Raw genomic sequence first — 20253 nt, 5'->3', positions numbered from 1 at the left:
AAAGCTCATGTCCGGCAGGCGTGCCGGACGGTGTTTCAGACCCTGAAGCTCAGACGTTGACGCCGAAGGAGCGTGCCAGCGGACCCAGGCCGCCGTTATAGCCCTGGCCGACGGCGCGGAACTTCCATTCGCTGCCGTAGCGGTAGAGTTCGCCAAAGATCATCGCGGTCTCGGTCGAGCTGTCTTCGGACAGGTCGTAACGCGCGATCTCGCGCTCGCCCTCGGCGTTCAGGCAGCGGATGAAGGCGCGCCCCACCTGGCCGAAGTTCTGGCGGCGCTGGTCGGCTTCGTGGATGGTCACGGAGAAGGCGATCTTCTCGATCTCCGGCGGCACCCGGGTCAGGTCGACCAGCAGGCGTTCGTCGTCGCCTTCGCCCTGGCCGGTGCGGTTGTCGCCGGTGTGCTTGACCGAGCCGTCGGTGGACTGCAGGTTGTTGTAGAAGATGAAGTCGGCATCGCCGCGCACCTTGCCGTCGCCGCGCAGCAGGAAGGCGCTGCCGTCGAGGTCGAAGGTGGCGCCGTCGCTGGCGCGCGGATCCCAGCCCAGGCCGATGATGACTTTCTTGAGGGTCGGGTCTTCCTTGGACAGGTTGACGTTGCCGCCTTTTTGCAGACTGATCGCCATATGGTTTCCTTTCGTTTTGGGTTGAATTCAGGCCGATCCGAGTTCCTCGCGCCGCTTGTAGCGGATCGAGGACCACAGCGAGACCAGGATGAAGGCGATGCCGGACAGTCCGGTGAACCATTCCGGAATCTCGTATTCGACGCTGGCGAACATGATCAGGGCCAGGATGCCGATCGCGTAGTGGGCGCCGTGCTCGAGGTAGACGAATTCTTCCAGCGTGCCCTTGTGCACCAGGAACACGGTAAGCGAACGCACGAACATCGCGCCGATCGCCAGGCCCAGCATGATGATGACGACGTCGTTGGTGATGGCGAAGGCGCCGATCACGCCGTCGAAGCTGAACGAGGCATCCAGCACCTCGAGGTAGAGGAAGCCGCCGATGCTGCCCTGCGAAATCAGCTTGCCCACCGCCGGGTCCGATTCCTCCTCTTCGAGCAGGCCGCTGAACCAGTTCACGCCCACGTAGACGATGACGCCGACCACGCCGGCGATCAGCACCGGCAGCTTGGCTTGCTGGGGCATCAGGCTCATGCAGCCGAACACGGCCAGCAGGGTCAGCAGGACGGCCAGGCCTTCGCTGCCGAACTGGCCGACTTTTTCTTCGATCCAGCCCAGCCAGTGGAGTTCCTTTTCCTCGTCGAACAGGAAGTTGAGGAAGACCAGCAGCAGGAAGGCGCCGCCGAAGGCCGCCACCTCGGCGTGCTGGGCGGTCAGGATGCGCGCGTACTCGTCGGGTGTTCTGGTGGCCATGTGCCAGACGTCGATCAGGCCGAGGCCGGTCGCCACCGAGACGATCAGCAGCGGGAACAGCAGGCGCATGCCGAATACGGCCACCAGGATGCCGGCCGTCAGGAAAAGTTTTTGCCAGAATGCGTTCCAGTTGCGCAGCACGGAGGCATTCACCACCGCGTTGTCGAAGGAAAGCGAGACTTCAAGCACGCCCAGCACCGCCGCGATCCACAAGGCCTGCAGCAGACCGCCGGTGCCGCCGTGGCTGTAGCCCCACCAGGCGGCCAGCGCCAGCAGGACGACCGTCACCACGAATGACAGCTTGAAATGTTGCATCGAGTTCTCCCTGTATGCTGCGTTGTCTGATAAACCACACTGGACAGGATATTACAAGTTTCTCACTGTGGCAGGCGCATAGCTTCTGCGATAATGTTGCCCGGCATTATTTTTGTACTAACCTTCGGAACTCACATGGATTTCACTTACCTGCTGACCCCGCTGTTGACCTGGCTGGTGGTCGGACCGATCAAATTCCTGATCAATAGCGCGCGCCAGCGGCGCTGGGCCTTCAACCTGGTCGGCAACGGCGGCTTCCCGAGCAACCACAGCGCCACCGTGACCAGCATGGCGACCCTGATCGCCCTGCGCGAGGGCATCGGCCACCCGGCCTTCGGCGTGGCGGTCACCCTGTGCTTCATCGTGATGATCGACGCCAACAGCCTGCGCCAGCACGTCGGCCGCCAGGCCGCCGCCATCAACCGCCTGGCCGCAGGGAGCGGGGACAGCGGCCACCGTACGCTTCGCGAGCGCATGGGGCATACCCTGGTCGAGATCGGGGGCGGGATCGTTACCGGGGTTTTGATGGGGAATGTGGTTTATCACTTGTTTGTGAAATAAAAGCTTAGAGTCAACTTGGCGGAAGAGTGCCGGGGACACTCTTCCGCCTTCGCGGGGACGACAATGCTCGAGCCGTCGTCCCCGCGAAGGCGGGGACCCAAGTTCGTCGAGCTTCCGCAACGTTTCACCCGGACGTCCGCCTGTCCGCCCACTGTCCACTTCCGGACGCATTTCATCTCTGCCAACTGCAGTTCGTCGCACGAATACGCAGTTCATCCCACGAAAACCACGCTCTGCCGATCCCCGATTGACGGCCCAAACCGCCTCACGGATACTGCGCGCTGGTTTTTCATATTCTTATATTTACAGCGTACGAGTCCACCCGGGAGATCCACGAAATGCTGCGCAAAACCCTACTCGTCCTTGCCATTGCCTCGGCGCTCGCCGCCTGCGGTAAAGGTCCCAAGGAACCCGCCAAGCCGGAAACCGCGACTGCGCAGGCCGATGCCAAGAAGGATGGCAAGGCCGTGCAGCTGCTGGTGTCGCCGGAAGACGTGCTGACGGTGCAGAGCAATGCGCTCGCTTCGGGACCCGTGATCACCGGCTCGATCCAGCCGGAACGCAAGGCCGACCTGCGCGCGGAAGTCTCGGCCGTCGTGCTGCAGGTGCTGAAGGAAAACGGCGAGCCGGTCAAGCGCGGCGACGTACTGGTCAAGCTCGACGAGACCTCGATCCGCGACACCCTGATGTCGGCCGAAGCCTCCGCACGCGCGGCCGACCAGGCTTTCGAGCAGTCGACCCGCGCACTGGACCGCCTGAAGACCCTGCGCGCCTCCGGCATGACCTCGGCCCAGGCCCTGGACGACGCCGAAGTGCGCCGCAACACCGCCCAGAGCGAAGTCTCGGCCGCGCGCGCGCGCGTGGCGACGGCCCGCCAGCAGGTCGGCCGCACCGTGGTCCGCGCACCCTTCGACGGCATCGTGTCCGACCGCAAGGTGTCGGCCGGCGACACGGCCGCCATCGGCAAGGAACTGCTGAAAGTCATCGACCCGACCTCGATGCGCTTCGAAGGCCGCGTCTCGGCCGACAAGATCGCCGCCGTGAAAGTCGGCCAGCCGGTCATGTTCCGCGTCAACGGCTATGGTGAGCAACAGTTCAGCGGCATCGTCAAGCGCATCGACCCGTCCGCCAACGACGTCACCCGCCAGGTCGAGGTGCTGGTCGGCTTCAACGGCGGCAAGCAGCCGAGCGTGGCCGGCCTGTACGCCGAAGGCCGCGTCGACGCCGAAATGAGCGACGCCCTGACCCTGCCGGAATCGGCGATGGTCAAGGCCGGCGACAAGACCTATGCCTGGAAGCTCAAGGGCAATGCCCTGGCCAGGGCCGACCTGACGGTGGGCACGCGCGATCCGCGCACCGGCGACTTCGAGATCAAGGGCGGCCTGGCGGCCGGCGATGCCGTGCTGCGCCACCCGAGCGCCAGCCTGAAGGACGGCCAGAAGATCGAGCTGGCGGCCGCCAAGGCGCAAGCGCTTGCGAGCGCCGGCAACGGCCAGGCCCAAGGGAAACAATAAGGATAAGCCTCCATGTTCCTTTCCAATTTCAGCGTCAAGAAGCCGGTCGCCACGATCGTGCTCATCATCGCGATGATGTGCATGGGCCTGTACGCCCTGTCCAAGCTGCGCGTGAACAACGAGCCGGACGTGCAGATTCCGATCCTGGTCGTGACCGTCCCGTATCCGGGCGCCTCGCCCGAGACCAGCGAACGCGAGATCGTCAACCGCCTCGAGAAGCAGATGCAGGCCGTCAGCGGCGTGACCGAAGCGCGCGCCTACGCCAACGAGGGCAGCGCCACCATCGTGCTGCAGTTCGACTTCAAGCGTAACCTGATCGAGGCGGCGGACGACGTGCGCAACGCGATCGCCGCGGTGCGCTACAAGCTGCCGATCGAGATGCGCGAGCCGGTGCTGCGCCGGGTCGATCCCTCGGCCCAGCCGATCATGAACCTGTCGCTGACCTCGACCACCCAGAGCCACGCCGAACTGTCGCGCCTGGCCGAGGACGTGCTGGCCGACCGCTTCCGCGGCATCGACGGCGTGGCCGACGTGCAGGTCGGCGGTTCGCTCAAGCGCGAACTGTCGGTGCTGCTGCATGCGCAAAAGCTGCGTGAATTCAATGTTTCGGTGACCGATGTCACGAATGCGCTGGGACGCCAGAACACCAATGCGCCGGTCGGCAAGGTGCGCGGTCCGCTGGACGAGAAGGGCATCCGCCTGGTCGGCCGCATCGACCGGCCCGAGGACTTCTCGCAGGTCGTGGTCAAGCGCAACGGCGATACCGTGGTGCGCCTGAACCAGGTGGCCGACATCAAGGACGGCTTCGCCGACGTCGACAATCTGTCGATCCGCAGCGGCAAGCCCGACGTCGGCATCTACATCGTGCGCTCCCGCGAAGCGTCCACGGTGACCATCGCCAAGAAGGTCAACGCGATGATCGAAGAGGTGCAGAAGGAGTTGCCGCCCGGCACTAAGCTGGAAGTCACCTGGGACGGCGGCAAGTCGGCCCAGGACAGCCTGAACAACGTCATCGAGTCGCTGGTATTCGGCGCCGTGCTGACCATCTTCGTGGTGTACGCTTTCCTGAACTCCTGGCGCTCGACCCTGATCACCGCGCTGTCGCTGCCGACCTCGGTGCTGGCGGCCTTCATCGCGGTCTGGCTGTGCGGCTTCACGCTCAACTTCATGACCCTGCTCGGGCTGTCGCTGGCGATCGGCGTGCTGATCGACGACGCGATCGTGGTGCGGGAAAACATCGTGCGGCACATGGAGAACGGCGAGGACCGCCGTACCGCGGCCCTGAACGGCACCGCCGAGATCGGCATGGCCGTGGCCTCGACCACCTTCTCGATCATGGCCGTGTTCATTCCGGTCGCCTTCATGGGCGGCATCGCCGGCGAATGGTTCCGTCCCTTCGCCCTGACCGTGACCTGCTCGGTTGCCGTGTCGCTGCTGATCTCGTTCACGCTGGACCCGATGATGTCGGCCTTCTGGGGCGACCCGCCGGGCCACCACCATGCGCCGAAGCGCGGCCTGGAAAAATACCTGGCGAAATTCAATACCTGGTTCGACCACCAGGCTGACCGCTACGGCAACGTCATCGCCTGGGCCCTGCATCACCGCCGCTCGATGGCCGTGATCGCGCTGCTGTCGCTGGCGGCCGCCATCGGTTTGCACATGTGGAAGGGCGGCGTGGCCTTCCAGCCGAAGATGGACCAGGGCCAGATCAAGATCGAAGTCCGCACCCCGGCCTCGTCCTCGGTCGAGTATGCGCGCCTGAAGATGGAAGAGGCGGCCGCGATCGCCCGCACCCTGCCGGAAACCAAGGATACCAACAGCTCGATCAACGTGAACGGCGGCTCGATCTACGTCGACATCGGCAAGCGCCGCGAACGCAAGCGCAGCGCGTCCGAGGTTGCGACGGCCCTGCGCGACAAGGTCAGCCGCCTGGTGGGCGCCGAGTATGTCGTGATGGACGACCTGTCCGGCAACGGCAAGCCGGTGTCGCTCGACTTCACCGGTCCCGATTCGCGCAAGCTGATGGAACTGACCTCCCGCTACATGGAGAAGCTGCGCCAGATACCGGGTGCGGTCGACGTCACCCTGTCCCAGCAGGATCCGAAGGACGAGCTGCAGATCGAAATGGACCGCGGCCTGGCCAACTCGATGGGCATCTCGGTGGGCGACGCCGCCAGCGCACTGCGCGTGGCCTTCGCCGGCATCGAGGTCGGCGACTGGGTCGACCCGACCGGCCAGAGCCGCGACGTGGCGGTGCGCCTGCACCCGAGCGACCGCGTCGGCACCGACAACATCGAGCGCCTGCCGATCCCGGTGGCCGGCACGAATATGATGGTGCCGCTCGACCAGATCGCGAAGATCACGATGGGCAAGGGTCCGGCCTCGATCTCGCACCGTGACGGCAAGCGCGTGGTCACGGTCACCGCCAACGCCCAGGGCCGCTCGAATGGCGAAGTGATGCAGGACGCGATGAAGCTGGCCAAGACCATGGACTTCCCGCCGGGCTACGGCCTGGCGGTGGGCGGCCAGAGCAAGATCATGAACGAGGTGTTCACCAACCTGGGCATCGGCCTGATCTCCGGCATCGGCCTCATGTACCTGATCCTGGTGATGCAGTTCGGCTCATTCACCGCGCCGCTGGGCGTGATGATGTCGCTGCCGCTGTCGCTGATCGGGGTGGTCCTGGCGCTGATCCTGACCGGCGGCACCCTGAACATGATGAGCTTCATCGGCATCATCATGCTGATGGGACTGGTGGCCAAGAACGCGATCCTGCTGCTGGATGCGGCGCGTTCCCGTGAAGCCGAAGGCATGGACCGCGAGGAGGCCCTGATGGCCGCCGGCCGCGCCCGCCTGCGGCCGATCCTGATGACCACCTTCGCGCTGATCGCCGGCATGCTGCCGGTGGCGCTCGCCCTCGGCGACTCGGGCGAGTTCTACCAGCCGCTGGCGATCTCCATCATCGGCGGCACCATCACCTCGACGATGCTGACCCTGCTGGTCGTGCCGACCTTCTACGACAGCATCGAGATCGCCCGCGACCGCATGGGCGCCAAGTTCCACCGCCGCGTGGCGCGCTTCTCGGCGCTGCCGGCCTTCGTGATGACCTTCGTCGAAGCGATCCTGACCATCGTGCTGGTGCGCTTCGTGTTCCGCATGATCGTCAAGGTGGGACGCTTCGCGACCGGCCGCCGCGGTCCGGTGGCTGCCTGATCCGCTGCGCCGGTTCGCCGGCGCAAGCGTCGTGTCTCAATGCAAAAGGCCTGCTCGCGCAGGCCTTTTTTCGTCGTGTCCGGCGGACGGCTGGCACTCGAGCCGCTTTGCCTCCGCCGCCTGGGTGGCCGCTCAATGGCCGATTAGTGGCCGCTGGTGCCGGTGCCCGTCGTACCGGTGCCGGTGGTGCCGGTGCCCGTGGTGCCCGTGCCGGTTGTGCCCGTGCCGGTGCCGGTGCTGTCGACCGGCGGCGTGGTGCCGGTGCCGGTGGTGCCGGTGCCGGTTGCGCCGGTGCCGGTATCGCCCATGGTGCCGGTTGCGCCGGTGCCGGTGCTACCTGCTGCGCCGGTGCTGCCGGTGCCGCTGGTGCCCGAAGTGCTGCTCGGCGCGGTGGCCGACGTGTCGCCGGTGCCGGTCGTGCTGGTGGTGTCGTTTTTCTTGCAAGCCGCCAGGCTTGCCATCAGGGCTGCGGCAAACAGAATCTTCGATGCGTTGCTAAGAGCTTTCATTTGTTTTACTCCTCGTTCACGTCTACTTTTTTTGCCGCCGTCTCCAGGGTGAGGCGCTGGAGGGTCGACGACGCCAGTTTGGTTTCCAGCGGAACTTTTAGTCCCGTCAGGGAACCTCAGGGAGCCGACGCAATACGCGGCCCCGTGTGGTGTACGAATTCGACTCCGGCTTCCCTGCATGGTTCTGCCGGTGCGCCGAATTGCACACTTCTTTCAGATAAGAGCCGAACCGTCAGGGTTCAGCCCTTCCCCCCGGCGAAACTGCCGGATGGCCGTGATGCCGCGTCGGCAGCATCGCCGGCGGCTTGTTCGAGCAGCGCGGGGACTTCGTCCGCCAGTTCCCGCGCCAGATAACCGAGCCTGCCCAGGCGCGCCGCGAGCCGGTCGCCGGCGCGCGCATGCAGGACCACGCCCCAGCCCGCCGCCTGGGCGAGCTCGGCGCCGCGTGCCGCCAGTCCGGCGATGATGCCGGCCAGGACGTCGCCCGAGCCCGAGGTGCCGAGCCCGGCGTTGCCGCCTTCGTGCTGCCAGCGCTCGCCCTGCGGCGTGGCGATCACGGTGCGCGCACCCTTCAGCGTGACCACCGCGTTCCAGCGCAGCGCCATCTCCAGGGCGAGCCGGTCGTCGCCGTCGGCGATTCTTTCCTTCGGGATGCCGGTCAGGTGCGCCATCTCGCCCGCGTGCGGCGTCACCAGGACAGGAACGCCGAAGCGGAAGGGCGGGTTGGCGCCGGACGGCGGATGCAGGATCGCGCCCATCGCATCGGCGTCGAGGATGATGCTGGTTTCCGTGCCTTGCAGGCGCGGCAGCAGGGCATGCACCAGGCGCGCGGTGGCGGCCTCGTCCTGCATGCCGGGACCGATCAGGATGGCGTTGATGCGGTCGGCCAGCGGATCGAGGGCGGCCACGGCTTCGACCGTGAAGCCGCCGGCTTCGTTCTCGGCCAGCCCCAGCACGCGGGATTCGGGAATCGCCAGCGCGACCAGCTGGGCCACGCTGTTGCCGGTGGCGACCGTCAGCTTGCCGGCGCCGGCGCGCAGGGCGGCGACGGCGGCCAGGATGACGGCGCCCGGCATCTCGCGCGAGCCGCCGAGGATCAGCACGTGGCCGCGCTCCTCCTTGTCGGCATCGAAAGACGGCATCGGCAGCGGCCAGCTGCGCAGCAGGCTTGCATCGAGGTCGCGCGGCCGGGCATGGGTGTGCAGCGTCATGGTGGAGGTCGCCTTAAGCCTTGGCCGCCGTCGGCACATCCTTGCCGGTGGTGACGGGGGTTCCGGTAGCTTCGAGCGGCGCGACAAAATTGACCAGCCGCACGGCGAGCTTGCCGCGCTTGCCCAGCGACGGGTCGAAGGAATAGGAGGTGACCGAGCAGTTCGGCACGTCGCCGGCGCGATCCTGTTCGAGGATGGCGGCTTCGTCCATGCGCTCCAGCAGATAGCGGAAGCAGTTGACGATGACCTGGTGGCCGACGATCAGCACGCGCTCGCGGCAGTATTCGCGGGTGAGGGTGTCGAGCACGCTGCGCAGGCGCAGGATGACGTCGCACCAGCTCTCGCCGCCGGGCGGTCGGAAATAGAACTTGCCGACGTGGCGGCGCTGTTCATACAGGTCGGGATATTGCTCCTTGATGCCGAGCACGGTCAGGCGGTCGAGGATGCCGAATTCCTTTTCGCGCAGGCGTTCGTCGGCGTGCACCGCGAGCAGTTCGTCGCGGTCCAGGCGCTGCATCAGGATGGCGGCCGTCTGCACCGCGCGCACATAGGGCGAGTGCAGCACGACGCTGGGCTGCTCGTGCGGAGGCAGGGCCGCGAACCAGGCGCCCAGCGCTTCCGACTGCTGCCGGCCGAGCTCGGAGAGCGGCACGTCGACATCGCGCTCGGCGATGTCGATGTGCAGTCCGGCCGCGGCTTCGGCGGCATCGCGCGCGACGTTGCCCGCACTCTGCCCATGCCTGACCAGCCAGATTTCCTGAGGCCACTTTTGGTCCATCACCAACCTATTTGTGATTTTGACATGTGGGCATCATAGACGGATTCGTCGGGACCTTCGCGCACGATTCCGCCCGAAAACGTCGCGTGCGGAGGCCCGTCGACAGGAGGTTTGCTGTCAACAAGTGCACGCCAGGAAAACGGTTTTGCTTCGGGAAAGCCGAGGCCGCGCATGCCGGCGGCCGGCCGGCATGCGGGGGAGGCGGGGTCAGGCGACCTGTTCGTCGCCGTCGAGATTGACCGCGGCGTCGCTGTTGAAGACGCGCATGTCGGTCTGGCCGAGCACGCGGCTGGCCAGGGTGCCGGCCGTGATGGAGCCGCTCACGTTGAGGGCGGTGCGGCCCATGTCGATCAGCGGCTCGATCGAGATCAGCAGGCCGGCCAGCGCCACCGGCAGGTTCATCGCCGACAGCACGATCAGCGCGGCGAAGGTGGCGCCGCCGCCGACCCCGGCAACGCCCACCGAGCCGATGGTGACGATGCCGATCAGCGGCAGGAGGAAGCTGCTGGTGAACGGGTCGATGCCGACGGTCGGCGCGATCATCACCGCCAGCATGGCCGGGTAGATGCCGGCGCAGCCGTTCTGGCCCATCATCGAGCCGAAGGAGGCGGCGAAGTTGGCGATGCCCTCGGGCGTGCCGAGGCGCGCGGTCTGGGTCTGCACGCTCATCGGGATGCTGCCGGCCGAGGTGCGCGAGGTGAAGGCGAAGGCCAGCACCGGGAAGATCTTCTTCACGTAGCGCACCGGGTTCAGGCCGACGCCGCCGACGATCAGCAGATGCACGCAGAACATCAGGATCAGGGCGCTGTACGAGGCCATCACGAAGCCGATCAGGTTGAGGATGTCCTGGAGGCTGGAGCTGGCCAGCACCTGGGTGATCAGGGCGAACACGCCGAAGGGCGTCAGGCGCAGCACCAGGGTCACCATGCGCATCACGATCACGTGGGCGACGTGCACGAAGTGGCTGAAGGACTCGAACACGTCCGGCTTCTTGCCTGCGATGCCGGTGCTTGATACGCCGATGAAGATCGAGAACAGGACCACGGCGATGGTCGAGGTCTTGCGCGCGCCGGTCATGTCGAGGAAGGGGTTCTCCGGCAGGAAGGAGAGGATGGTGTTCGGCACCGACAGCTGCTGGGCGGTGGCCAGCTTGCCTTCGAGGTAGGCGCCGCGCGCGACTTCGGCCGCGCTCGAGGTCAGGCCGACCGCGGACAGGCCGAACAGCTTGGCCATCAGGATGCCGATGCCGGCGGCGATGGCGGTGGTGATCATCAGGGTGCCGATCGTCAGCGCGCTGATCTTGCCGAGCGAGGAGGCGTCGCGCAGCTTCAGGATGGCCTGGATGATGGAGACCATGATCAGCGGGATGATGATCATCTGCAGCAGCTTGACGTAGCCGGTGCCGAGCACGTCGAGCCAGGCATCGGTATCGGCGATGACCGGCGAACCGAGCCCGTACACGGCCTGGAAGCCTGCGCCCAGCACGATGCCGAGGCCGAGGCCGGTGAACACCCGCTTGGTGAAGGAGACATGGCGCTGCTGCATGAAGAACAGCAGGGCGCAGACGGCGAGGGCAATGGCCAGGTTCAGGATCAATTGGATGTGCATGGTGTCTTCGGTGGATGCCTGTCGTCGTATATGCGTACAGGAAATATAACAGACGCATTTTATAGCCATTCATGCATAGCGTGCATAGGCTGTCTTTTTTTACGGTTGTAAATGTTGTTGACAGGGTTAGCCTTTATGGCAAGATCGGCTGGCTTCGGACAGGAGGAAAAAGATGCGCGGCGTGAGCTTGCTGAGGGGGCTGTACCTGGGGGGGCTGTGCTGGTGGCCCGCCACCGCCGCGCTGGCGCAGACGGCGCCGCCCGGCATCGAGATGTTTTCTCCGGAAGGGACCGTCAGCCAGGTGCGCCAGGCCACGGCGCGCTTCTCCGTCCCCATGGTGCCCTTCGGCGACCTGCGCGCGCCGGCGCCTTTCGAGGTCGACTGTCCGGTGCCCGGCAAGGGACGCTGGGTCGACGACCGCACCTGGGCCTACGACTTCGAACGCGACCTGCCCGGCGCCGTGCGCTGCCGCTTCCAGCTGCGCGCCGACCTGCGCGACCTGGCAGGGCAGGCGCAGGCGGGCCGGCGCGAATTCGTGCTCGCCACCGGCGGGCCGGCCGTCCTCCACGCCGCGCCCTACGACGGCAGCAGCGCGATCGACGAGCACCAGGCCTTCGTGCTGGCGCTGTCGGCCCCCGCCACGGCGCCGTCCGTCAGCGGCCATGCCTGGTGCCAGGCCGACGGCATCGCCGAGAAGATCGGCGTGAGCATCCTGGGCGGCGAGGCGCGCGAACAGGCGCTGCTGGCGAGCCGCTGGATGGTCCAGAACACCCTGCGCAGCGATGGCGATGGCGGGCAGGAACGCGGCAAGCCCTATACGCCGGCCCGGCTGCGCGCCGACGAACGCGCGGGCAAGCTCGATCGCCTGCTGGTGCTGCAATGCCAGCGCACCCTGCCGGCCGATACCAAGGTGGCCCTGGTCTGGGGCAAGGGTATCGCCGCCGCCAACGGCGCCGCCACCAGCGCCGACCACATGCTGGCCTACAAGACCCGGCCCGACTTCAGCGCCAGGCTGCGCTGCGACCGGGTCAGCGCGCGGGCCCAGTGCATTCCCTTCCTGCCGATGCGCCTGGAATTCAGCGCGCCGATCGCCGTGGCCGATGCGCGCGGCATCTACCTGGAAGAGGCGAACGGCAAGCGCCATCCGGTGGCCTTCGGCAAGGACGAAGAGCGCGGCGCCACGGTGAGCATGGTCAGCCTGCCCGGGCCCTTCCCGGAACAGGCGCGCCTGAGCCTGCACCTTCCGGACGGCCTGAAGGACGATGCCGGCCGGCCGCTGGTGAACCGTGCGCGCTTCCCGCTGCCGATCCGCACCGGCGAGGCGCCGCCGCTGGTGAAGTTCGCGGCGCCTTTCGGCATCCTCGAAGCGAAAGGGGACCGCATGCTGCCGGTCACGGTGCGCAACGTCGAACCCAGGCTGGCGGGCAAGCTGCACGGCAGTGGCGCCACCCTGCAGCTGAAGGGCGGCCGCGAGCAGGACATCATCGCCTGGCTGCGCAAGCTGTCCCGGCCGGGCACCGGCTGGACGCCGGACCAGCCCTCCGGCAAGCAGCTCGAGACGTCGGTATTTGCCGGGGCCAGGCCGGATACCCTGCAGCGCTTCATCCTGCCCAAGCCGAACGGACGGCGCGCCTTCGAAGTCATCGGCATTCCGCTGCGCGAGCCGGGCTTTTATGTGGTGGAGCTGGAAAGCCCGCGCCTGGGTGCGGCCCTGAATCCGAAAGGGCGCAGCGCCTGGGTCCGCAGCAGCGCCCTGGTCACGAATATGGCGGCCCACTTCAAGCTGGGCGCGCAATCCTCGCTGGTATGGGTGACCTCGCTCGACCAGGGCAGGCCGGTGGGCGGCGCCCGGGTCGAGGTGCGCGATTGCGCGGCGCGCCTGCTGTGGAGCGGGACCAGCGATGCGCAGGGCATCGCCCGCATCCGCAAGGAACTGCCGGCATCGCGCTGCAAGGGCATGGACGGCTACTTCGTCAGCGCGCGCCGCGGCGAGGACTTCAGCTTCACGCTGTCGGACTGGCATGAGGGCATCGAGAACTGGCGTTTCAACCTGCCGACCGGCGGCCGCTTCGAGGACAGCCGCATCGCCGCCACCGTTTTCGACCGCACCCTGCTGCGCGCCGGCGAGACCGTGCACATGAAGCACTTCCTGCGCCGCCACACGAGCGCCGGCTTCGCCATGGTCAAGGTGAATGACAGGCCGCCGGCTTCGAACCAGGACTGGCGCGCCCAGGAACTCGGCGTCGACAAGACCGCGTACCCGGTCCGCGGTTTCATCGTCCACCAGGGCAGCGGCGAGAAGACCGGATTCGCGCTCGACTGGGATGCCGGCGGCGCGGCCCAGGGCGAGTGGAAGATCCCGCAGGACGCCAAACTGGGCGTGTACGAAGTGCTGGTCGGCGGCCAGGTGTCCGGCTCCTTCCGCGTCGAGCAGTTCCGCGTGCCGACCATGAAAGCGGTGCTGAAATCGCCGGACCAGGCCCAGGTGGCGCCGAACGCGGTTACCTTCGATGCCCAGGTGGGTTATCTGTTCGGCGGTCCGGCGGCCCAGGTCCCGGTCAAGCTGCGCAGCGTGGTGCAGGAGACCGGCGTGCAGTTCCCCGGTTATGAGGAATTCGGCCTGGGGCTGGGCGACGTCAAGGAAGGCGTGGTGGCGATGGGCGGCGGCGACGAGGAGGAGGACGCCGGCAGCGAGGAAGGAGACGGGCAGCTCGAAGCCGCGCGCACCCAGTCGCTGACCCTGGACCGTGCCGGCGGCGCGCGCATCGCTGTGGACAGGCTGCCGCCGCTCGACAAGCCGAAAAGCCTGCTGGCGGAACTGTCCTTCCAGGATCCGAACGGCGAGACCTCGACCGTGGCGGCGCGGGTGCCGCTGTGGCCCTCGGCCTACGTGGTCGGCATCAGGCCGAACGGCTGGATGCAGACCAAAGATGCGGTCAAGTTCCAGGCCGTGGTGCTGGACGCCGCCGGCAAGCCCGTGTCCGGCGTCGCGGTCGGCGTCGACTTCTTCGTGCGCCGGACCACCTCGCACCGCCGGCGCCTGGTCGGCGGCTTCTACGCGTATGAGCACAGCAGCGAGATCAAACGCCTGGGCGAGGCCTGCGGCGGCAAGACCGATGCGCAGGGCCTGCTGGCCTGCGAGGTGTCCGCTCCGGCCGAGGGCGACCTGATCCTGCGTGCCCGCGCCAGCGACCCGCAGGGAAGGGTGGCCGCGACCCGGCGCGAGATCTGGATCGGCGGCGCCGAGGAACAGTGGTTTGCCGCCGGCGACCATGACCGCATCGACCTGCTGCCGTCGACGAAGCGCTACGAACCCGGCGAGACCGCGACCCTGCAGGTGCGCAGCCCCTTCCGCAAGGCCAGCGTGCTGGTGACGGTGGAGCGCGAAGGCATCCTCGACGCCTATGTGCGCCAGCTGTCCGGTCGCGACCAGTCGGTCGGCATCCCGGTCAAGGACAGCTATGCGCCGAACGTCTTCGTGTCGGCCCTGGTGGTGCGCGGACGCGTGGGCGGCGTGCAGCCCACCGCGCTGGTCGATCTCGGCAAGCCGGCCTACAAGCTCGGTTACGCGCCGCTGCGCGTCGGCTGGGCCGGGCACGAGCTGAAGGTGAAGGTGATGCCGGAACGCAGCGTCTACAAGGTGCGCGAGCAGGCGAAGGTGACGCTGAAGGTCGAGGCGCCCGGCGGCGGCAGGCTGCCGGCCGGGACCGAGGTGGCGCTGGCGGCGGTCGACGCCGGCCTGCTGGAGCTGATGCCGAACACCAGCTGGAACCTGCTGGAGACCATGATGCGCGAACGGAACCTGCAGGTCGAGACGGCGACCGCGCAGATGCAGGTGATCGGCAAGCGCCACTTCGGCCGCAAGGCCTTCCCGCACGGCGGCGGCGGCGGGCGCAGCGCGACCCGCGAATTGTTCGAGACCCTGCTGCTGTGGAAGGGCAAGGTGGCGGTCGACGCCAACGGCGAAGCCAGCGTGCAGGTGCCGCTCAACGACACCCTGGGCAGCTTCCGCATCGTCGCCGTGGCCAGCGGCGGGGCCGGCCTGTTCGGCACCGGCTCGGCCGACATCCGCACCACCCAGGACCTGATGCTGCTGTCGGGGCTCCCCGCCAGCGTGCGCGAGGGCGACAGCTTCCGCGCCGGCTTCACGGTGCGCAATGCCTCGCAGCGCGAGCTGACGGTGCGCCTGGGGGCGAGCGTGGGCGCGGATGCGGGCAAGGGCCAGTCGCTGGCGCCCCTGAGCGTGACCCTGGCGCCGGGCGAGGCCCGCGAGCTGGGCTGGAACTGGAGCGTGCAGGCCGGCGCCAAAGCCCTGCAGTGGGAGGTCGACGCCAACGGCGGAGAAGGGGCGCAGGACCGCATCCGCATCCGCCAGCAGGTGGGCGTGGCGGTGCCGGTGCGCACCCTGCAGGCAACCCTGCTCCAGCTCGACGGCGAGAAGACCCTGCCGGTGCAGCGCCCGGCGGACGCGCTGCCGGGACGCGGCGGCGTCGAGACCATGCTGAGCGCGCGCCTGGGCGGCGACCTGCCGGGCGTGCGCGACTACATGCGCGCCTATCCCTACACCTGCTTCGAGCAGCGCACCTCTCGCTCGGTGGCGCTGCGCGACAAGACCATGTGGGAAGCCACGGTGGCGACCTTGCCGGCCCACCTGGATGCGGATGGCCTGGTCAAGTACTTCGCGCCGATGGAACTGGGCAGCGACACCCTGACGGCCTATGTGCTGTCCCTGACAGGCGAAGCCGGCTACGCTATTCCCGAAGACCTGAAGCAGCGCATGGAAGCCGGACTCACCGCCTTCGTCGACGGCAAGATCGCCCGCCCGCCCTACCTGGCCAGCGGCGAACTCACGGTGCGCAAGCTGGCCGCTCTGGAGGCCTTGTCGAGGAGCGGGATGGTGAAGCCGGCGATGCTGGAATCGATCACGGTCGAACCGAACCAGTGGCCGACCTCCGCCGTGCTGGACTGGTACCAGGTGCTCACCCGCACCCGCGACCTGCCGCAGCGCGAGCAGCAGCTCGCGCAGGCGCGCCAGGTGCTGCGCGGGCGCCTGAACCTGCAGGGCACGACCCTCGGCTTCTCGACCGAGCGCCGCGACGACTGGTGGTGGTTGATGGCCTCCGCCGACGTCAATGCCAACCGCCTGCTGCTGGCCGCCACCGGCGACCCGTTCTGGCAGGCCGACATCGGCCGCCTGGCGCGCGGCGCGCTGGGCCGCCAGAAGCAGGGACGATGGAACACGACCACCGCCAACGCCTGGGGCGTGGTGGCGCTGGATGCCTTCTCGCGCAAGGTCGAGGCCGAGCCGGTGAGCGGCAATGCGCAGTTGACGCTGGGCGCCGCATCCTGGACCGGCACGGTGCCGTCGACGGTGCTGCAGGCCTGGCCGGAACGGCCGGCGACCCTGAAGCTGCGCCAGCTCGGCAGCGGCAAGCCATGGGCGACCGTGCGCAGCCTGGGCGCGGTGCCGCTCAAGGCGGCGCTGTCCTCGGGCTACCGGATCGTGCGCAGCATCACGCCAGTGGAACAGAAGACCAAGGGCCAGTGGTCGCGCGGCGACGTCTACCGCGTGCGGATCGACGTCGAGGCCCAGGCCGACATGACCTGGGTGGTGGTCGACGATCCGATCCCGGCCGGCGCCAGCATCCTCGGCACGGGACTCGGGCGCGACAGCCAGATCGCCACCGCCGGCGAGCGCTTCCGCGGCTGGGTCTTCCCGGCCTTCCAGGAACGCACCCAGGCCGCCTTCCGTTCCTACTATGAGTTCGTCCCGAAGGGCAGCTTCAGCGTCGAGTACACGGTGCGCCTGAATAACGAGGGCCGTTTCGCCATGCCCGTCACGCGGGTCGAGGCCCTCTACAACCCGGAGATGTTCGGCGAGCTGCCGAATGCCGGGGTGGTGGTGGGACCGTGATGCGTGCCTTGCTGCTGGCCCTGGCGATCGCCGTTCCGGCTGCGGCCGCAGTGCCGGCGCCCGAACAGGTAAAGGCCGCCTGGAAGCCTTCGGACGCCCAGCTGCTGGACCGCCACGGCGAGCCGCTGGAGAGCGTGCGCATCGACATGGCGGCGCGCCGCCAGCCCTGGGTGGCGCTGGCCGACATCTCGCCCAGCCTGGGCCGCGCGGTGATGCAGGCCGAGGACCAGCGCTTCATGGAACATGGCGGCATCGACTTCAAGGCGGTCGGCCAGGCGGCCTGGGACAACCTGTTGCGGGTCGGGCGCGGCGGCCCGTCGCGCCTGCGCGGAGCGTCAACCATCACGATGCAGCTGGCCGGCCTGCTCGACCCGGGGCTGGCGGCCCGCGCGGCCGGCCGCAGCTGGAGCCAGAAGTGGGACCAGGCCCTCGCCGCGCGCGAGCTGGAGGCCGGCTGGAGCAAGCAGCAGATCCTGGAGGCCTACCTGAACCTGGCAAGCTTCCACGGCGAGCTGCAGGGCGTCGGCGCGGCATCGCGTGGCTTGTTCGGCAAGGCACCAATCAGCCTGGACATCGGCGAATCGGCGATCCTGGCGAGCCTGCTGCGCGCACCGGGCGCCCCCGGCCGCGAGGTCGCGCGCCGCGCCTGTGCACTGGCCGCGGAACTGAAGGCGGCGTCGAACTGCGCCACCATCGAGTGGCAGGTCGAGGTGGCCCTGAGCCGTCCGGGCGCGGCCTTCCAGCAGCCGCCGGCCCAGGTGGCGCGCCAGCTGCTGGACGGCGGCAGCGGCCAGCGCGCGGCCCGCAGCACCCTGGATGCGAAGCTGCAGCGCTTCGCCGCCGCAACCCTGCGCCGCCACCTGGCCGAACTGGCCGAGCGCAACGTCGGCGACGGCGCCGTGGTGGTGCTGGACAACGCCAGCGGCGAGATCCTCGCCTATGTCGCCAACACGGGCAGCAAAGAAGTGGACGGCGTGGCCGCCCTGCGCCAGGCCGGATCGACCTTGAAACCCTTCCTGTACGAGCTGGCGATCGAACGCGGCGTGCTGCATGCGGCGTCTCTGCTGGACGATACCCCGGTCGACATCCCGACCGTCGGCGGCCTTTACGTACCGCAGAACTACGACCGCCGCTACCACGAGGTGGCGAGCGTGCGCACCAGCCTGGCCGGCTCGCTGAACATCCCGGCGGTGCGCACCCTGATGCTGACGGGACTGGAACGCTTCCATGAGCGGCTGCGCGAAGTCGGCATCGCCAGCCTGACGGAGGCGGCCGATTTCTACGGCTATTCGCTGGCGCTGGGCTCCGCCGACGTCAGCCTGCTGGACCTCAGCAACGCCTACCGCACGCTGGCCAATGGCGGCCTGCAGGGCAGCGTCACGCTCAGGGCGCGCGCACCGGAGAAGCAGCGCCGCGCGCTGGACGAACGCGGCGCCTTCATCGTCGCCGACATCCTGTCCGACCGCGGCGCGCGCAGCGTCACCTTCGGCCTGCGCAACGAGCTCGCCACCAGCTTCTGGAGCGCGGTGAAGACCGGCACCAGCAAGGACATGCGCGACAACTGGTGCGTCGGCTTCACGGACCGCTACACGGTCGGGGTCTGGGTCGGCAATTTCGACGGTAGCCCGATGTGGGACGTGTCCGGCGTCTCGGGCGCGGCGCCGGTGTGGCGCGATGTGATGGACTACCTGCACCGCGACCGGCCAGGCCGCGCGCCGGCGCCGCCGTCAGGCGTGGTGCGACAGACGGTCGCCTTCACGCCCGCGGTGGAAGCGCCGCGCAGCGAGTGGTTCGTGCGCGGCACCGAGACCGCATCGGTGGAGCTGCTGGCGCCCTCGCAGCGCCAGCCGAAGATCGTGTATCCGGCCGATTCCAGCCTGATCGCACTCGACCCCGACATCCCCGAACGCCTGCAGCGGCTGCGTTTCGAGGCCCAGGGCGAGGGCGGCCTGGCCTGGGTGCTGGACGGTAAAGAAGTGGGCGCGGCCGAGCTGGAAGCCGGCTGGGCGCCGGTACCGGGCAAGCATGAACTGAAGCTGGTGGGGCGGGACGGGCGCACTTTGGCGAGCGCCCGTTTCGAGGTGCGCGGCGGTTCTCAGCTGGTTTCGAGCTTCTCGACCAGCAGCGGCGGATCGTCGGCCAGCTCTACCCCGGCCAGAGGCGAAAACAGCGGCGAGTCCGAGCGGTAGGGCACGCGGCCGGAAGGCACGTGCTTGGCGGCGGGATCGAGGTGCAGGTCCTGGTCGTCGAAGAAGATGTGGGCGCGGAAGGCCTTCACGACCTTCGACTTCGGCACGCCGCCCAGGAAGAAGATCTCGTTCACGTAGACCCCCCAGTGGCGCAGGGTATTGATGACCCGCATCTCGGCCGGCGCGCTGCGCGCGGTGACGATGGCGATGCGCACCGGGGACGCATCCGCGCCGAAGGGCAGGCGTTCCTGCAGCCTGGCCAGCTTGCGCAGCAGGATCGCATAGGGCCCGTCGTTCATCGGCTCGTTCTGCTTTTCGTCCTCGATCGTGTGGAAGCGGCCCAGGCCTTCGGTCTTGTAGACCAGCTCACTGGAATCGTCGAACAGCACGGCGTCGCCGTCGAAGGCGATCCGCACCTGGTCCTCGAGCGGCGCCTCGCCGGCGTGCGGCGGCGGCTTGAGCACGGCGGCGGCGCAGGCCTGGGCATCGATGATGCGCTGGGCGTCGTCGACGTTCGTGGTCAGGAACAGGTCGACCGCGAAGGCGTCCAGGTAATCGACCACCGACTGCCCGCCGGTGAAGGCGTGGCGCGAGATCGGCAGCCCGCGCGAGCGGATGTTGTTGAAGACGCGGACCCCGGTCTCGGGACTGTTGCGCGACATGACCACCACCTCGACCAGGGGCCGGGATTCGGAGGACGCAAAGCGGTTCAGGCCGAGCAGGGCGCGCACCAGCGGCATGCCGGTGCCGTCGCGTAGCGCTTCGTTTTCGCGTTCCAGCATGTAGGCGCGGTACTCCTCGAGCGCGCTCTGGGGATTTTTCGCGTGTCTGGCTTTGTAGACGGCATCCGCTTCGGCCAGGTCGAACAGGGCAGTGGCGGAAATGCCGACGACGAGGGTGTCTGAAAGGTCGAGGGGCATGGCGGCTGAATGGCTGAATGGTTGAGTGGCGATACCGATCGATCTTACCCGACCCCACGGTTCCTTTGGGAAACGAATCGACGAGAATCTCCGGCTCCGTTGAGGTCGAGCAAGGGGTCATGGCCCGTACCCCCATTGCATGTGGC

12 protein-coding genes are annotated in these 20253 nt (G+C 68.0%); 5 read left to right on the top strand and 7 right to left on the bottom strand.

Features of this window, described 5'->3' with window-relative positions; all coding sequences use genetic code 11:
• Window positions 1-49 precede the first annotated feature (49 nt).
• Together AB4Z32_RS09710 and AB4Z32_RS09705 are read right to left on the bottom strand one after the other, a co-directional pair.
• Window positions 50-625: a TerD family protein gene (locus AB4Z32_RS09710; protein ID WP_442121636.1), complete on the bottom strand. Its 576-nt coding sequence runs from the start codon at window positions 623-625 to the stop codon at window positions 50-52.
• A gap of 27 nt (window positions 626-652) precedes the next feature.
• Window positions 653-1690, bottom strand: coding sequence for a DUF475 domain-containing protein (locus tag AB4Z32_RS09705; RefSeq protein WP_442121635.1), 1038 nt, complete (start codon window positions 1688-1690; stop codon window positions 653-655).
• A gap of 135 nt (window positions 1691-1825) precedes the next feature.
• On the opposite strand from AB4Z32_RS09705, the gene AB4Z32_RS09700 reads away from it, so the two are divergent.
• From AB4Z32_RS09700 to AB4Z32_RS09690, 3 genes are all read left to right on the top strand, one after another.
• Entirely contained in the window at window positions 1826-2251 is a 426-nt protein-coding gene (locus AB4Z32_RS09700) for a divergent PAP2 family protein (RefSeq protein ID WP_442121634.1), read from the top strand.
• 338 nt (window positions 2252-2589) lie between these two features.
• Window positions 2590-3765, top strand: coding sequence for an efflux RND transporter periplasmic adaptor subunit (locus AB4Z32_RS09695; RefSeq protein ID WP_442121633.1), 1176 nt, complete (start codon window positions 2590-2592; stop codon window positions 3763-3765).
• Window positions 3766-3777: 12 nt separating this feature from the next.
• Complete coding sequence (locus AB4Z32_RS09690; protein WP_442121632.1) at window positions 3778-6978, top strand: efflux RND transporter permease subunit; 3201 nt, start codon at window positions 3778-3780, stop codon at window positions 6976-6978.
• A gap of 143 nt (window positions 6979-7121) precedes the next feature.
• Here AB4Z32_RS09690 and AB4Z32_RS09685 read toward each other — a convergent pair whose 3' ends face one another.
• The 4 genes from AB4Z32_RS09685 to AB4Z32_RS09670 all read right to left on the bottom strand — a co-directional run bounded on the left by AB4Z32_RS09685 (window position 7122) and on the right by AB4Z32_RS09670 (window position 11084).
• The gene (locus AB4Z32_RS09685) at window positions 7122-7487 is read right to left on the bottom strand and encodes a hypothetical protein (RefSeq protein ID WP_442121631.1); all 366 of its coding nucleotides are present in this window, start codon (window positions 7485-7487) and stop codon (window positions 7122-7124) included.
• A gap of 239 nt (window positions 7488-7726) precedes the next feature.
• The gene (locus AB4Z32_RS09680) at window positions 7727-8698 is read right to left on the bottom strand and encodes an NAD(P)H-hydrate dehydratase (protein WP_442121630.1); all 972 of its coding nucleotides are present in this window, start codon (window positions 8696-8698) and stop codon (window positions 7727-7729) included.
• Window positions 8699-8711: 13 nt separating this feature from the next.
• A complete protein-coding gene (locus tag AB4Z32_RS09675; RefSeq protein WP_442121629.1) occupies window positions 8712-9476 on the bottom strand; it encodes a histidine phosphatase family protein in 765 nt (254 codons plus the stop codon).
• Window positions 9477-9683: 207 nt separating this feature from the next.
• The gene (locus AB4Z32_RS09670) at window positions 9684-11084 is read right to left on the bottom strand and encodes an L-cystine transporter (RefSeq protein ID WP_442121628.1); all 1401 of its coding nucleotides are present in this window, start codon (window positions 11082-11084) and stop codon (window positions 9684-9686) included.
• 172 nt (window positions 11085-11256) lie between these two features.
• On the opposite strand from AB4Z32_RS09670, the gene AB4Z32_RS09665 reads away from it, so the two are divergent.
• Both AB4Z32_RS09665 and pbpC read left to right on the top strand, forming a co-directional pair.
• Window positions 11257-16998, top strand: coding sequence for an alpha-2-macroglobulin family protein (locus AB4Z32_RS09665; RefSeq protein WP_442121627.1), 5742 nt, complete (start codon window positions 11257-11259; stop codon window positions 16996-16998).
• On the top strand, window positions 16998-19187 hold the full coding sequence (gene pbpC / locus AB4Z32_RS09660; protein WP_442121741.1) for a penicillin-binding protein 1C: 2190 nt from the start codon (window positions 16998-17000) through the stop codon (window positions 19185-19187). Before AB4Z32_RS09665 ends, pbpC begins: the two co-directional genes overlap by 1 nt.
• Here the strand turns inward: pbpC and AB4Z32_RS09655 are convergent.
• Window positions 19094-20107, bottom strand: coding sequence for a 5'-nucleotidase (locus tag AB4Z32_RS09655; protein WP_442121626.1), 1014 nt, complete (start codon window positions 20105-20107; stop codon window positions 19094-19096). The genes pbpC and AB4Z32_RS09655 overlap by 94 nt on opposite strands.
• Window positions 20108-20253 lie beyond the last annotated feature (146 nt).

The organism is Massilia sp. 2TAF26, assembly GCF_052115005.1.
Taxonomy (GTDB): domain Bacteria; phylum Pseudomonadota; class Gammaproteobacteria; order Burkholderiales; family Burkholderiaceae_D; genus Telluria.
This window is presented reverse-complemented; position numbering and strand designations above follow the sequence as displayed.